15 protein-coding genes and 1 pseudogene are annotated in these 14,067 nt (G+C 54.6%); 10 read left to right on the top strand and 6 right to left on the bottom strand.

All coding sequences use genetic code 11. The features are described from left to right. Nucleotides 1-25 precede the first annotated feature (25 nt). Nucleotides 26-844: a WYL domain-containing protein gene (locus tag IX761_RS00150; RefSeq protein ID WP_194787550.1), complete on the bottom strand. Its 819-nt coding sequence runs from the start codon at nucleotides 842-844 to the stop codon at nucleotides 26-28. Between the two features lie 341 nt (nucleotides 845-1,185). Between IX761_RS00150 and IX761_RS00145 the strand changes: the two genes are divergently transcribed. The 4 genes from IX761_RS00145 (at nucleotide 1,186) to IX761_RS00130 (ending at nucleotide 4,213) form a co-directional block, all read left to right on the top strand. After that, nucleotides 1,186-2,130: a CBASS oligonucleotide cyclase gene (locus IX761_RS00145; RefSeq protein WP_194787549.1), complete on the top strand. Its 945-nt coding sequence runs from the start codon at nucleotides 1,186-1,188 to the stop codon at nucleotides 2,128-2,130. Then, nucleotides 2,127-2,618, top strand: coding sequence for a hypothetical protein (locus IX761_RS00140; RefSeq protein WP_194787548.1), 492 nt, complete (start codon nucleotides 2,127-2,129; stop codon nucleotides 2,616-2,618). Before IX761_RS00145 ends, IX761_RS00140 begins: the two co-directional genes overlap by 4 nt. Further along, entirely contained in the window at nucleotides 2,615-3,511 is an 897-nt protein-coding gene (locus IX761_RS00135; protein ID WP_194787547.1) for an AAA family ATPase, read from the top strand. The genes IX761_RS00140 and IX761_RS00135 overlap by 4 nt, the downstream gene beginning before the upstream one ends. 141 nt (nucleotides 3,512-3,652) lie before the next feature. Next, complete coding sequence (locus tag IX761_RS00130; RefSeq protein WP_194787546.1) at nucleotides 3,653-4,213, top strand: 3'-5' exonuclease; 561 nt, start codon at nucleotides 3,653-3,655, stop codon at nucleotides 4,211-4,213. 15 nt (nucleotides 4,214-4,228) lie between these two features. Here the strand turns inward: IX761_RS00130 and arfB are convergent, their stop codons facing one another. Continuing rightward, a complete protein-coding gene (arfB, locus tag IX761_RS00125; protein ID WP_033701529.1) occupies nucleotides 4,229-4,642 on the bottom strand; it encodes an alternative ribosome rescue aminoacyl-tRNA hydrolase ArfB in 414 nt (137 codons plus the stop codon). A gap of 309 nt (nucleotides 4,643-4,951) precedes the next feature. Here arfB and IX761_RS27030 point away from each other — a divergent pair, with 309 nt between their 5' ends. From IX761_RS27030 to IX761_RS00115, 3 genes are all read left to right on the top strand, one after another. Beyond that, entirely contained in the window at nucleotides 4,952-5,278 is a 327-nt protein-coding gene (locus IX761_RS27030) for a hypothetical protein (RefSeq protein WP_228533130.1), read from the top strand. Continuing rightward, nucleotides 5,278-6,456 (top strand): hypothetical protein, encoded by a 1,179-nt coding sequence (locus IX761_RS00120; protein ID WP_194787545.1) that lies wholly within the window; start codon nucleotides 5,278-5,280, stop codon nucleotides 6,454-6,456. The genes IX761_RS27030 and IX761_RS00120 overlap by 1 nt, the downstream gene beginning before the upstream one ends. A 73-nt stretch (nucleotides 6,457-6,529) precedes the next feature. After that, nucleotides 6,530-6,898 (top strand): histone-like nucleoid-structuring protein, MvaT/MvaU family, encoded by a 369-nt coding sequence (locus IX761_RS00115; RefSeq protein WP_194787544.1) that lies wholly within the window; start codon nucleotides 6,530-6,532, stop codon nucleotides 6,896-6,898. 249 nt (nucleotides 6,899-7,147) lie between these two features. On the opposite strand, the gene IX761_RS00110 is transcribed toward IX761_RS00115, so the two are convergent. Next, nucleotides 7,148-8,548 (bottom strand): hypothetical protein, encoded by a 1,401-nt coding sequence (locus tag IX761_RS00110; RefSeq protein ID WP_194787543.1) that lies wholly within the window; start codon nucleotides 8,546-8,548, stop codon nucleotides 7,148-7,150. Between the two features lie 185 nt (nucleotides 8,549-8,733). Between IX761_RS00110 and IX761_RS00105 the strand changes: the two genes are divergently transcribed. After that, on the top strand, nucleotides 8,734-10,887 hold the full coding sequence (locus IX761_RS00105; protein ID WP_194787542.1) for an AAA family ATPase: 2,154 nt from the start codon (nucleotides 8,734-8,736) through the stop codon (nucleotides 10,885-10,887). A 757-nt stretch (nucleotides 10,888-11,644) separates the two neighbouring features. Here the strand turns inward: IX761_RS00105 and IX761_RS00100 are convergent. After that, nucleotides 11,645-11,863, bottom strand: coding sequence for a hypothetical protein (locus tag IX761_RS00100; RefSeq protein ID WP_194787541.1), 219 nt, complete (start codon nucleotides 11,861-11,863; stop codon nucleotides 11,645-11,647). 327 nt (nucleotides 11,864-12,190) lie between these two features. Here IX761_RS00100 and IX761_RS00095 point away from each other — a divergent pair, with 327 nt between their 5' ends. After that, complete coding sequence (locus IX761_RS00095; protein WP_194787838.1) at nucleotides 12,191-12,400, top strand: hypothetical protein; 210 nt, start codon at nucleotides 12,191-12,193, stop codon at nucleotides 12,398-12,400. 47 nt (nucleotides 12,401-12,447) lie between these two features. Then, on the top strand, nucleotides 12,448-13,131 hold the full coding sequence (locus IX761_RS00090; RefSeq protein WP_194787540.1) for a metallophosphoesterase family protein: 684 nt from the start codon (nucleotides 12,448-12,450) through the stop codon (nucleotides 13,129-13,131). Nucleotides 13,132-13,327: 196 nt separating this feature from the next. Here the strand turns inward: IX761_RS00090 and IX761_RS27455 are convergent. After that, a pseudogene (locus IX761_RS27455) lies at nucleotides 13,328-13,503 on the bottom strand (IS21 family transposase); the annotation flags it as partial. A gap of 30 nt (nucleotides 13,504-13,533) precedes the next feature. After that, complete coding sequence (locus tag IX761_RS00085; RefSeq protein ID WP_194787539.1) at nucleotides 13,534-13,848, bottom strand: hypothetical protein; 315 nt, start codon at nucleotides 13,846-13,848, stop codon at nucleotides 13,534-13,536. Nucleotides 13,849-14,067 lie beyond the last annotated feature (219 nt).

Below are 14,067 nucleotides of genomic sequence, written 5' to 3'. Positions count from 1 at the left end.
TGAGTGTTGGCTGATTTTTTGGGTGTTAATACTGGATGAGGTCTTTGATCTCATCCCTATTCTTCAGCGCCAGCTGGATGACCTCGGGCCTCTGATCGGCTTGGTCTTCATTCAGGTTGAGCTGGAACAGGAGGTACAAGAGAAGGGCTCGGCGACACTCGACGTGCATCTCACCGTTCTCCATCAGAAAGTCGGCCTCGATCAATTTGCGCTGGGCGGGAGTGAGGCCAGGGTGGGGGGTGAGAATCACATCCACCATTCTGTTCCAGGCGTAGTCTTCATCGACCCGATCACGATCTTGCCCACCAGATTTGCAGTATTTGATACGGGTCAGAGAAAAGTCCCGGAAGGCTTTGCGTTTGTGGCAGTACGCGCGAACGTGCCAGCGGTTCCCATCGTGTACCAAGGCATGGGGTGACAGTAGCCGCTCCCCACCTTCGGGGTCGTTCATAGACTGGTAGAAGACCTCAACAAATTCTGTCTCGCGTATCGCACGGAGGATTGCCCCAACGATGTCTGCGTTCAGGCGACGACCTAGCTTGGGCACGGCTGCGACAGGGGATTGCCAGCCCAGGAAGCTGCCGTAGGGGATCTCTGGCTGAACGGCGACGCGCAGCAGATCATCCAGGTACCGCTCCACTGAGGTGGACGAGAAAACTGCTTTGAATGTGTCGGTCGCCCTGTAAACCCTGGCCCGGGTGTCGTACTCCAGGTTGCTCTCAGCGAGCTTCGAATACTCAGTGATGTCCAGCGAAGCTTGTGGCACCGAGATGCCAAAGAAGTCCGTGAGACTGCTTCGGTTGATCTGGCCGTCCCATCGCAGTCGATAGTCGATGAATTCCAACCGACGTTCTTGGCCCCAACGTGCTCCTTGTCGTCCCTTACTGGTGGGTTGGTCGTCCGTGGGTTTGGACTCGTTTGTCATGATCGAACCTTGATAGCGTATAAAAACTAGACTGAGCATAAAAACTATGCGTATAGTAATAATACGCTAGCGAGCTGCGGTTCGCAATTTTCCTTGCCGAATTCTTCGGATGGTGCAAGGAGGGTTGAATTGCAGTGAGCCGTAAGGGCGATTCGGGCCTTGTGCTCGAGTGGCCGCGCCATCTCATCCGTCGGCATGTGGTGTAGCTGCTGGTAGGGATGCTTTGCGACTAACACAACATTTCTAGGAGGGGATGGCACATGCCACTCACCAACACTCAGATCAAGTATTACGACAGTAACGTGCTGCGCCTGCCGAAGGACAAGCGGGAGACCTACAACGCCCAGGTTGACCGGTTGATCGCAGCGCTAAAGGACAGCCTGAAGAAGCAGGACAAAATCACCATCAAGAAGGTGGTGAAGGCCGGCTCATTTGCCAAGCACACCATCCTGCGGCCCAACGCTCAGAACCCCGCCGACGTGGACGTGGTTTTCTACATCAGTGGCCAGAAGGTGGATGAAGAGACCTTCGCGACCCTCAGCCAAAAGATCTACGACGCGCTGGTCAACCTGTACCCCAACAAGTCTGTTGAAGACTTCGAAATCCAGCGCAAGGCAGCGAAGGTCACCTTTGTGGGTACCGGGCTGGAGGTTGATATCGTTCCGGTCATCGAGAACCCGAACAAGGACAGCTACGGCTGGCAGTTCGACCGTGTCGATGGCTCGAAAACTGAAACCTGCGCGCCGTGTCAGGTGAAGTTCGTAAAGGATCGGAAGGATGAAGATCCAGACTTTCGCACCTTGGTGCGCCTAGCCAAGCGCTGGCGTACCTGGAAGGAAGTACCACTCAAGTCCTTCCACGTCGAGCTGATCATGGCCCACGTGCTTGAAGTGAACGGCAAGGCTGGCTCGCTGGAGAAGCGCTTCCGGGATTTCCTGCTGTACATCGTGCAGTCCGGGCTCAAGGAGGTCATCAAGTTTCCTGAGAACGGCTGGGTGCCGCAATTCAAGGATACGGTAGTGATCATCGATCCGGTATGCGACACGAACAACGTCGCGAGTCGTATCACCGAGGACGAGCGCAAGGAAATCGTTCAGCTCGCCGAGGAGTCGTGGGAAACCGCGAACTTCGCTTCGATGGAGGATGACTTCGAGGTGTGGAAAGAGCTGTTCGGCAAGGGCTTCAAGGTGGAGGACGCAGCATGAGTTCTACCTCCACCCAAACCAGCACCTTCACCACGACTGATATTGAAGCGGTCATGCGGCGTATCACTGCTGACCTCGTAATGATCGCGTCCAGCAGCGGTGCGATCACTGAAGCCGAGGCTCGTGAATGGGGGCATGACATTGAGGTTCTGGCCAAGTACGGCTACCTCGAGTATGTCGATATCACCTTGTTGAGCTACGGAGTCGAGTACAAGGCTGCTCGATTCTACGTCAATGAATCTGGCTCGCTTGCGAACCAGCGGCCAGGAAATGCCCTCTGGCCAAGACTCTCGAACTCAGAACTGCGGATCGTTCTCGCCACCACTGACGCCTACGATGCGAGAGCTCAGGAAAAGATGGCCGGCAAAATGAAAGGCAGTTGGTCGACCAGTTACGCAGATATTTCTCACTCTCAGCTGACCCAGAGTGGTGGGCGTGAATACTCCAGCAATGGCTATGGCATGGAACGTAAGGACTATACCCGATGAGCACTACCACCGTTTTTGACTCGGCCATTGAGCTGCCGGACATCCAGCTGACTGATCGCGAGAAAGTCTTGCTCGGGTTTGCTGGCCGCTATGAACGTGTGCAGAACCAACTCCAGCTGTTGCTGAACCAGGGCCAGTTGTCCGAGTGGAGCAAGCAGCACCATAAAAGTGTGCTGCCGATCTGCAACCTCGTGGCCGATCAGTATCCCCTGGTGATCTTCCATGGCGACGTCGGTACCGGGAAAACTGCAACAGCGGAGTGCATTGCTAACCGTATCGTCCGAGACTCTCGCGCTGAGGACTCGGTACTGTTCAAGTTGAGCAACCGCGTTCGGGGTTCCGGTAAGGTCGGCGAGATGGGCACGTTGTTGACGCAGGCCTTTGCAGAGGTTGCTGAGGCTGCGGGTAAGAAGCGTCGAGCAATTCTGATCATCGACGAAGGTGACTCAATTGCGGCTTCCCGATCGCAAAGCCAGAGTCACCACGAAGACAAGGTGGCAGTGAACACCTTGATTCAAGGTGTCGATGAGCTTCGTAAGTATGGTGGCCGCATCGTGGTGATCCTGTGCACCAACCGACTTTCCGTGCTGGATGCGGCCCTTCGCCGTCGTGCCGCCATCGTTGAAGAGTTCACTCGACCGGATGCAGCAGAGCGGAAAGAGTTGTTCAGCATGGATTTGGCTGGCATGGGGCTTTCGGACAAACAACTGACCGACTTGGCAACTGTCACCGGTGAGCGCAACGGTCAGCCAGCGTGGACTTACTCTGATATCCGGACTCGCCTGTATCCATCGGCAATGGCGAAAGCCTTCCCAAATCGTCCGCTGGAGTTTAAGGATCTGACCGAGTCGATTCTGGAGATGAAGCCATCCCCGGTCATGGAAGACAAGTAAGCGGCTGATGGTTTGATTGGGACGGAGGAGGGGGCTTCGCTCATACTCTTTACCGACTAGTTCAGTGATCTTTCCAGGGGCTTGGTGTCTGGTAGCGGTACGCGCGGTAGTCATCCAGACATCAGCTCAAACGGAGTAGTTATGAAAGTCGAAAAAGAAATATTCGTCTCGGTCGACATCGAGGCATCGGGCCCTATCCCGGGTAAGTACAGCATGCTGTCGATCGGCGCGTGTCTGGTGTCGAATCCGGCCGAGCAGTTTTCATGCTTGCTAAAGCCCATTTCCGAGGCGTTCGTTCCGGCTGCACTGGAGGTCACAGGGTTGTCACTGGAGAAGCTTCGCAACGAGGGCTTGGAGCCTCGTGATGCAATGGCACAGTTCAAAGCGTGGGTTGAGTCACTCGCCGGCGCTGGCCAGACGGTCGTGTTCGTAGGGTTCAACGCTTCCTTCGACTGGAGCTTCGTGAACTACTACTTCCATCTGTACCTGGGTGAGAACCCTTTTGGCATCGCAGCACTCGACATCAAGTCCATGTTCTTCGGTACCGCTCAGTGCACCTGGAAGTCGACTCGGTCGAGTGAGATTGAAAAGGTTGTGAATCCTGAAAACTCTGGCAATCATGATGCGTTGGACGATGCAGTGTACCAGGCAGAGCTGTTCAATTTGATTCGAGAGAAGCTGGTAGCTAGTAAGCGTTCATAGACTTTTCTGGAGGGGCTAGAACTCCACCTTGCCCCGCCCCGCCTTGACAGTGCTGCGCCTGGCTTTTCCTTCGAGGCGGCGGGTCTTCGAGCCGAGGGTCGGCTTGGTGGGACGGCGTTTCTTCTCGGTCTTGCCGGCAGTGATGATCAACTCGGCAAGACGCGCCAGTGCGTCAGCGCGGTTTTGCTCCTGGGTGCGGTACTGTTGGGCCTTGATGATCAACACGCCGTCGCCGGTGATGCGACTGTCACGCAGCGCCAGCAGCCGCTCCTTATAAAACTCGGGTAGCGACGAGGCGGGAATGTCGAAGCGCAGGTGCACGGCGCTGGACACCTTGTTGACATTCTGCCCACCTGCGCCTTGCGCGCGGATGTATGTCAGTTCGATGTCGGCATCTGGCAGATGCACGTTATTAGAGATGGTCAGCATGGTATGGCCCTTGTGATTGCCCTTAATTATCACAGCCTTCGCCGCTCGCCCACAGAACAAAAGACGTTTGACTTCAACCACACTGATCGGGACGCCCCACTCCGTCATTGCCAATTCAGCGGCCTAGAGTGTGATCGGCAGGCTCGTCAGGGCCCCTTTGTTGCGAGGGGCAGCGATGCATGGATCGCGCTTTCCGCGTAGCGGGCTCGTTGTTGCTCTTCGACTGGGCGTTCAGCTTGGCAAAGTACCTTTTGCAGCCTATGGCGCCTTTTGGTTGTCTGTGGGGTATTAGCTCACGAGATCTGCGCTATGCATCCAACGACACCAGACGGGCGCTATTTCGTAGTAAAAGGTCAGCTCTGGCGCTGCACGAATCTCTCACTGAGTGAGCGCGAGCGGCAACGCCTCGTGCATGACGTGATGGATGCTCGACGAGATGTCAAAAGGGCCAAGCGCGCTGACGATTCGAGCATGCTTAACTCTGCACATTCGCGAGTGAATGTTGCCAAAGAAGGGCTGGGCGAGCGGGGGGGCGTTTGGTGGGACGACGGCAGTCCTGACTACAATCGTTGTCGGGTGGAACTTACGCCTTACGCTGACTGGTACAAGGTTTTGGATGCCACAAAGGATCATTGATGTACGTCGAAAAGAGCTTCACTCCTCAACAGTTATTTGAAATGGTGTGGACACGACCCGTTCTGATCATCGCTAAGGAAATAGGTGTCTCAGATGTGGGCTTGTCGAAGGCCTGCCGCAAAGCGGGTATCACGTTGCCCACCCGGGGCCACTGGGCCAAGCCAGCCTCGAAGCGCCCGCGTCGTCCAAAGCCCCCAGCCTCTACCACTCCTATTACGTTTCACGTTCTGGATGTCCAAAAGGCTGCCAAGCTGAAGCCAGAAAATCCAGTCAAAGACCCTAATACGTTGATCGTGCCAACGGAGTTATCTGACCCCCATCCTTTGGTAAAAAAATGGCTGGCGGCAGCGAAGAAAGCCAAGGAGCTCAACGGCGCGTTGGCAGGAGATAAGTCGCAGGTCTTGAATGCTCACATTTCTTCGGCGGAAATTGACCGCTGCGCAATTCTGTATGACAGCCTGATCAAGACAGGGGAGGCCTTGGGCTACGCATGGGGAATTAGCGATAAAGGAACCTTTGTTCGCCTGGAGGGGGAGGATCTACTGATCACGATCCAGGAAAAGATTAAACGCTACGATATCCCACCGCCGCCTCCCAAATCCTTTAAGCCTGGTCAGAGATGGGAGCCTGACTATACGGCGATGAGAGCAGCTCGCTTTGGCTGGGAGCCCACAGGTGTGTTTTCGCTGATCGTCGATGCGCGTTCTGAGGGGCTGATTCAGAAAACTTGGACTGACAGCAAGACAGGGAAACTTGAGGCAAAACTTGGTCAGATTTTGACGGGCTTCGTTCGCATTGCCGCCTCCGTGAAAGCTCAAAGATCATACGACGAAGCTAATCGACGTCGATGGGCTGAAGAGGAGCGCGTTAGGAAAGACAGGATTGATCAGCAGCGTCGCCTGGAAAAACTGCGTCAAAATTTGATGAATAACTTGGGAAGTTGGGAGCGCGCTCAGCGGCTGCGTGCGTTCATCCAGGCGACGGTTGAAGCATCACCCCCTGACGAAGCATCTCAAATGGCATTGGCGATGTGGGTTAGCTGGGCTGCACAGCAAGTTGAGTTGCTTGATCCACTACAAGTAAGTGCTCCGAACGTTATCGAATTGGCTGTGGAATTGCCAAACTCAGAATATGGTTACTGGAGCAGTAACAAGAAAGTAGAGGACTGGTGGCCCTAATTTTCATTTGGGTTTGAACTTAAACTGCGCTAGGATCCTCTACAAGTCTCCTATCCTATTTCGGAGTATTCACATGTCGCGTTTGGCAGAATTTAGACAACTTGAGCAAAAACTAGCTGCCCAGTTGGCCGAATTGGAGGCGATGAAAGGCAGCAGCGAGCTTCAGAAAGAAATCGAGTTTGAGACCAAGCTGCGTGACCTGCTGAGCAAATACGGTTACAACCTGCGCGACATCATCAACATCTTGGATCCTCAGTCCAACCGACGCTCTGCTGCTCCGGCAGTTGCAGAGAAAGCGCCACGTCGTGCCCGTCAGGTCAAGCAGTACGAGAACCCTCATAACGGTGAAGTCATTGAGACCAAGGGCGGTAACCACCGGCTACTTAAGGAATGGAAAGCCAAGTACGGCGCAAACGAGGTTGAAGGCTGGGTCACCCGCTAAACCGTTGAGGCGGATCAAATCATCGCGGTGGGTGCCGCGCGACCAATGAGTCGCAGGCTCAACTCCGGAGTCGTGCTGGGCGGGCCCGCAGGGGACTGACTCTCTGTAGTGTCGGTAGCGCCTAAACGACACCTGCCGTGAGAGGTTCATCGTTGCTGGTGTCATGAATCGCTTGTAAGGATGGCCTGAACGTTGAAATGGCGCTTGGTTAGCGGGGCTTTGCCTCTGGAATACGCACGTCACGCTACTTCACATAGGCATCTGCCACCCAGACTTCACCCATCGGAACCTCGGCTCTTGAACCTTTGGCCCGCCAAAATCTTCACCTTCAATCTCGAAAGACTTGGCCATCAGATCCCGCACCCCGCCCAAACGCTCCATGGCGGTAAGTTCCTTGGTGATGTCTTTGATGACCGTTGTAAACGCCTTGGCCGATTCTGACTTCATGAACTCGGGAGTGGAGAAGGCGAAATCTCGATCGGGTAACGAAACCCCGAATAAACTGGTGACAGAGCTTGCCGCTTTGATGAGAAAGCTGCCCTGGATGCCTTGGGCAGAGCGGACGCCGTAGCTGCGCTTAAGGTCACCGCAAATCTTGTCAACGTCATCCATGAACTTGGTGATGCGCTTGTTTCCACTCGCGAGCCCTTGCTCGTCGAAGGCAACTCGAATGGCCTTTAGGGTTTCGCGCATGGTAACGAAATGGTCTTCGCTACGGATCTGCCTGGCCGCCTCGATCGCACCGGAAACGCTGCCGGAGGATTGAGTCAACCACGCCGAGAACAAGGGTAGATCCAAAGCTACGGTCTGGGTTGCTCCGTGCGATTGGATTTCCGAAATGCTAGTACTGGTTTTGTCCGAGAGGTTTGCCAAAAGGCGGGCGGTGAAGTCATGGCCGAAGGCGCCGGCTTTCTTCATCCAGTGCACTTGATAGGCATGCCTAATGGGATGGATGAACGAGTCCGCTTTCAAGTACTTGGCTGCGGTCGTGTAATAGATCGATTTGTATGCAAGCCAATTCAGTGAAGCAATGAACATCTCCAGCTGCTTGGTGGGGCCTCCGTAGGCACCAGAGTACTCTCCAGTGAAGTCTGACTTGCTGAACACGTGGCCATCAGAGCCTACTAGCTTGACGTCTTTTGACCAACGCCCGCGCGTTTCACTTGCATCGCTTAATTCCGCGAAAATTGCCGCGCTTAGGGCGCTGTACTTGCCGTAATCGTCAGAAGCTCGGTAGCCCAGCATCCTCATGGTTAGGTAGTAGACGCTGGAGGCTTGATCCCAGGTGCAGACCATGTTCATTTTCAGCTGCTCCAAGAGGGCACTGAAATCTTCGTCCACGAACTCGCCGCCGCGAATTTCTGGGCGGATCAACTCTGCTTCCTTTTGAGCAACCGCGTCCACTCCCCCCAGCCCAAACTCGGCAGGTGACAAGAACCGGAGGTAAGGGAATTGTTGTTTGCGGTTTTCTCTGTGCGCGGCTTTATAGTTGTCTATACAGAGGAGGTCGTCGTAGAAGAGGTTTCCTTGCAGGAAATTCTCTAACGCGCACAGGTCTCCATTGATCGTATCTCTGGTCTTGACTGGAACCGCGCCGGTAGCGCGCTGGACGGCGGTGAGGGTGGCGTTGTCTATCAGTGCGTAGGTCATGGATTTATTGCCCATCCTGTGTGGTCGAGACTATAGCCACTCAGATTGGATGGTGGCTATAACCCCGACAACTCCCCGACCGACACCACGCCTCGCGGATTTTTTCCGAGTGCATGGCAGCCCTATGAAATCGGACGTTTTCTGCCTATCTTTGAGCTGGATCTGCCTTTGCCAGGGATTGTCCCATGCTCGAAAAAATCCTGCTTCGCAACGTCTCCAGCTACTCGCCTGAGGCTGTGGTGTCCATTGCTCCGCTCAAGCGCGTGAGCCTGTTTTATGGCCAGAACGGTACAGGCAAGACCACCATCGGCAACTTCCTCCAGGCTCCTGATGAGTCCTGCTACAGCGTGTGCGGGGTGGAGCCGGTAAAGGTCGGTCGGGAGGTGCTGGTCTACAACCATCACTTCATGGAGAAGAATTTCCAAGAGGCCACCTCCCAACCTGGGGTGTTTACGCTCAACGAGGGAAATATTGAGGCAAAGGAGGCACTGGCAGCAGCGGAGGCATCCATTACTGAGCTGACCATCACCCACGATGCTGAGATGGAAAAGGGGGTTAACAGCAAGAAGGTTCAGGACGCTGCTTACGAGGCGTTGTTGGACAGTGTCTGGAAGCCCAAGCGGGAATTCGACAACACGGCGTTGGCGTACTGCTTCAAGGCTCTCAACACCAGGGAGCGATTGCTGGACGCTGTCCGTAACGTCCCGCTCGTAGCCTCCACCGATACCGCCCAAGGCCTGCTCGCTGAGGCGGCGGCGCTAAAAGAGACTAGTGATCAGGAACTACCTAGCATCCCACCGATTGCGTTTCAAGCGCACAACCTGGAGGACGATCCGGTTCTGCAAGAGGTCATCACAGGGTCAGGTGATTCCTACCTTTCTGCGTTCATTCAACAACTGGGAAATTCGGATTGGGTCAAGCACGCGCTCCGTTATCAGGCAGAGGCACAGGACAAATGCCCACTATGCCAGCAAACCTTACCGCAAGATTTCTACGCCGAAATCCATAAGGTCTTTGATAAGACCTATGAGCAGCGCCTGGATGTGTTGCGCCAACTCGAAGGCCGTTACCGAAGTGCGGTCGATCAGTTTCTACGTCGGTGTGAAGCCCCGGATTATCAGGTGCAAGCGATCAAACTGCATGTCACCAGGCTGCAGACTGCGTTTCAAAAGAACCTGCAATCCATCGCTGAGAAAATCGCCGGCCCATCCCTGATCATGGCCCTGGAATCAACCGTTCCATTGGTGGCCCAACTGAATGGCGAGATCGCGGCTGAGCAACTGAAGATCGACGAGATCAATGCGAGGATCAAAAATCGTAAGCAGCATGAAGCGAGCATTAAGCAACGTTTCTGGAATTGGTACAGAGGAGCGTGCAACGCCGCTTTCGTGACGTTCGACAAAGTCGACAAAGCGCAAGGCCGCATACGCCAAGCGGCCAAGGATGAGGTGCAGGCCCTCAGAGATCGTATCCAAGAGCAGCGCAGGATCGTTACCACGTCCAGAGCCTCCATCACCAACATCGATCAGGCGGTCGAGAACATCAAGTACTGGTTGCGGATGTTGGGGCTGAAGGGCTTCACGCTAATCAAAGAAGAGGGGCCGATACCCCAGTACCGGCTTGAGCGTCCAGGCCAGACTGAAGATGTGTTCAAAACGCTCAGCGAGGGTGAGAAAACACTCATCTCATTCCTCTACTTCCTAGAGGTCTGCAATGGCGAAATGGGCACCACGAGTGGGAAGCTCAAGAGTGACCGGATCATCGTGATCGACGATCCAATATCGAGCCTTTCCCATAACTATGTCTATGACATCGCTTCCTTGATCAGGCGCCAAGTGCTCATCCCGAAGGAGCGATTCAAGCAGGTGATCATCCTGACCCATAACCTGTTTTTCTTCCATGAGATGGTCAAGCTGCTGAAGGAGGACGGAGAGAAAGCTTTTGCCATGTTCCGAATCACCAAGTCCGAGTACAGCTCTGTGGTGGCGATGGAGGAGCGGGAAATCCAGAATGATTACCAAGCGTTCTGGCAGACGATCAAAGACGCCTTACAGGGGCGGACGTCTCCCAACGTCATGCCGAACATGATGCGCAACATTTTGGAGTACTACTTCAGTTTCGTACATCAGACACCTACGCTGCGGCAGGCGCTGATGAAGCTCAGTGAGGACAAGCCGGAATTCAGGGCGTTGTTCCGTTACATCAACCGCGAGTCCCATACTGATTCGGTCAATATCACAGACTTCGGTGAGATCGATCCAGCCACCTTCATCGATCGTTTCAGGGACGTGTTCGTCGAAACGAAATTCGAAGCTCATTTCGACAAGATGATGGCGTGAAGTCGCCCAAGGTAACGAGTCGCAGCTGCACCGGTTTGGGGTGAGGGGGCAAGTATCGCCGATGCAAGAGTTAGCCTTCCCAGACCGGCTATGCACTGATAGCATTGCGCCTGCAGCTACCACCAAAGGACTCTCCTTCCTGCCTGGCACTCATCTGCTCGCTTTGCATGTGGCGTGTAAAGGCTGTCAGCGGCCCGCTGAGATCAGATGGAGAATATGCCATGACCGATCATGGAAAAGTTGTCCTGGTTCGCCAGTACAACCGTTTCCGGTTGGGGCAATGGGAGATCGTGTGCACGCACATGCGCTCCCTTCCGCGCCGGTAATTGAACGTACCTGGGTGGTAGCTGCACCACCTCTCTCTGCCCCCTTCCTGTTGCCAGACCTTGTTACCAATCGATTCGTCTGGGTGCCCGAGCGAAGGGGGCGACTTGGCTCCCGAGCTGCCGGGCGCCTCTCAGTTACTTGAACTGATGGAAAGAGCTGACATTTTGGTCTGTCAACTCCTAGCTGCCACTCGTACGGCTATTCAGAAATCGATGAGTTCGCCCAGGCAATGGGCGTGAAAATGGTCGTGCACGGATTCCCAGGCTCCATATCAGCCCCTCTGCTATTTGGCTGGTGATCCGATCTGAAAGGGGCACAAGCAATTTAGCGTAGTGGCGCGATAGCCGGCGTCCTGCCGAATTCTCGAAGGGGCTGTTGCATCTGCATCCTTCGCCTCAGCACTGCATCGGTTATTCGGGCAGGAGCCCGCCTAAGGCTTCACACTCGCTGCTACCAGTTCCGCTATGCCTTGCCGCACGGTATCAATGTTGTCGTCAAGGGTGGTTAGGGCACCGTTCACATTCTCAACCACAGTGCTGGCTCCTCGATCACCAACCCATTTGGCTAGCTCTTCAACTGCGGCGCGTAACGCATCCTGATTATGGCTGAGGCGTTCAAGCACTGCAGCGGCTGTCCGTAGCTCTTTCATGATTAGCGTGTCCTGATGAGGTTGGCAGCAGACCTTGTATCATGGCCTCCGTTAGTAAAGCTGGCATCTGATCGTTACGAAACTAGATTTCGCAATAAGCGGAGAGCGTAGGCGTGACGGATGGACGCCCGCCGAGGGCTTGGTTCACGACAGCCGGCTCCGAAAGGGCACGCGCAAGCTATCTGGACAAGAACGTCAGCACCTGGTGCGTGATTTGGTAACTTTCACGCCTAACCATCAGTTGCTTGCACCGGAGCTGCCTGAGTGTCAGGTTTCAGTGATGGCGCTTGTACTGGTAGCAATGGAGGAATATCTGCGATGTCTGAGTTGAAGCGAACGCTTTTGGGTATGGCGGAAGCAGGTGAGCCATTGCTGAGGCAAGCGCTCGAAGCGATTCGAGCCTATAACGATGCGGTGGCACAATATCGACCCCCAGCCGAAACTGAACGACTGCGCCTTGAGGCAGACCATCTCTATCAGACAGTGATCGACTACCAGCTCCATAAAGCCGGGGCCTTGGGTGAGTCGCTACATTAGCTGCCAGTGCGGCATCATCGATGGATACAATTGCGTGAGGGAAACGAGTGATTTGGTTTCTGGGTGATGTTCATGGGCGCTTTGATCATGTGATCCGGCTGGTGAAGCTCCATCGTCCCGAGGCAGTGGTCTTCCTCGGTGACCTCGAATGCAGTTTGCCCCTAGACATGATCCTCCGTCCGATCCTCGAGCTGACAGAGATCTGGTTCATCCACGGTAACCACGACACTGATAGGCCGGCCTACTGGCATAACCTTCATGGAAACAGCCTCTCTGATCGAAGTTTGAATGGTCGGGTAGTGGAGATCGCTGGCCATCGCGTGGCAGGGCTGGGCGGGACATTTGAGGCTCAGGTCTGGTTGCCCGGTAGCCCCGATACGGGAATCCAGAACTATCAGGGTTTCCTCGATCTCCTGGCTCTTAGGCCGCAGCACGCAGACATCGTTGAGACGAAAAAGCAGCACGCGCTTTCAGCAATCTACCCGGACGACTACTTCGCACTCGCCATGCAAAATGCGGACATCTTGGTCTGTCATGAGGCGCCCAGTTGCCACCCGTACGGGTACTCTGAAGTCGACGACCTCGCTCAGTCCATGGGCGCGAAGATGGTCGTGCATGGTCATCATCATGACTGCTTGAATTACAGGTCGGAATGGCCAAGGCTGGGATTTGAGGCTTACGGCGTGGCGTTCAGATCCATCATGACCGTCAACGGAGAGGTCATCAGCTGACTGGTGGTGAGTGGGCTTTAAGAGCTTGGCTTGCGGTCAAACAATGAGGAATTCGGTGTTAAAGACAGCAGGGCATGGAGTGACTGTGTAATGCGGTGAGGAGAGGATGTACCTTTGGATGAGGCTTCATGACTGCGGAGTGATTTACACTGAGCACTCATACGCTTCCTCATCAGACCGGTGCTTGGGCCGCCGGTGGGTAGGCCTCCAGCCAGAAGGCATGGCTGACACAGAGCCTCATGTGTGCGACCTGGACATGCCGGAGAACACCATCAATCAGCACCGTTCCTCACTCCAATCGAGCTGGAAGGCTTCGCTCAAAAATACCAACGGCACAAAGGGTCGCACGGTTTTGCCTTGTTCATCCCGCCAGTGAGGAGTGCGGCGTGGTTAGCGACCGCATCAGTATGGCTCTGGCGGTGTGAAATTCAATATTCCCGCCATCATGTTTTTAGCTTGTAGTTTATTTGAGCATTTTTGGCGTCGCTCTAAACTGTCGAGGACTTCAGGCGAGTTTAGGTGAGTCGCCAAGGCCAGCTTGTTAAGCAAGGTGCGGAAGTGCTCTAGTTGCTGGAATTCAATTGAGTCGATTTCAATAAATCCATGGTCTGCGTGTCTGGATGTTAACGTCTGAAGTCGCGTATCTATCCAGTGGTCAATGTCATGGGCGGACACTTTATGTAGTGTATGGCATTTGTTAGAGCTGTCTTTGCGCATGGGGCGTGTCCGCTCAGAAATGTGATGACTGTTAAAGTCTGCCTGTGGAGCATAATTTGGGTCTAGTCCCGGGTCGCACATTTTTATCGCTACCCATTGTCTGATCGGGTCGTCAGTAGACCCGGAGAGGCCAATACTGGGCCAGTGTCGTTTTACGTAGGGCCTGTGTTGACCCTGGCTGAGCCGCTATTGGCTAGCATTGGGACAGATGTTTTAGTG

Source organism: Pseudomonas sp. UFMG81 (assembly GCF_015354575.1).
Taxonomy (GTDB): Bacteria; Pseudomonadota; Gammaproteobacteria; order Pseudomonadales; family Pseudomonadaceae; genus Aquipseudomonas.
The sequence above is the reverse complement of the archived record's forward strand: the minus strand, read 5'-3'. Positions and strand labels throughout refer to the sequence as shown.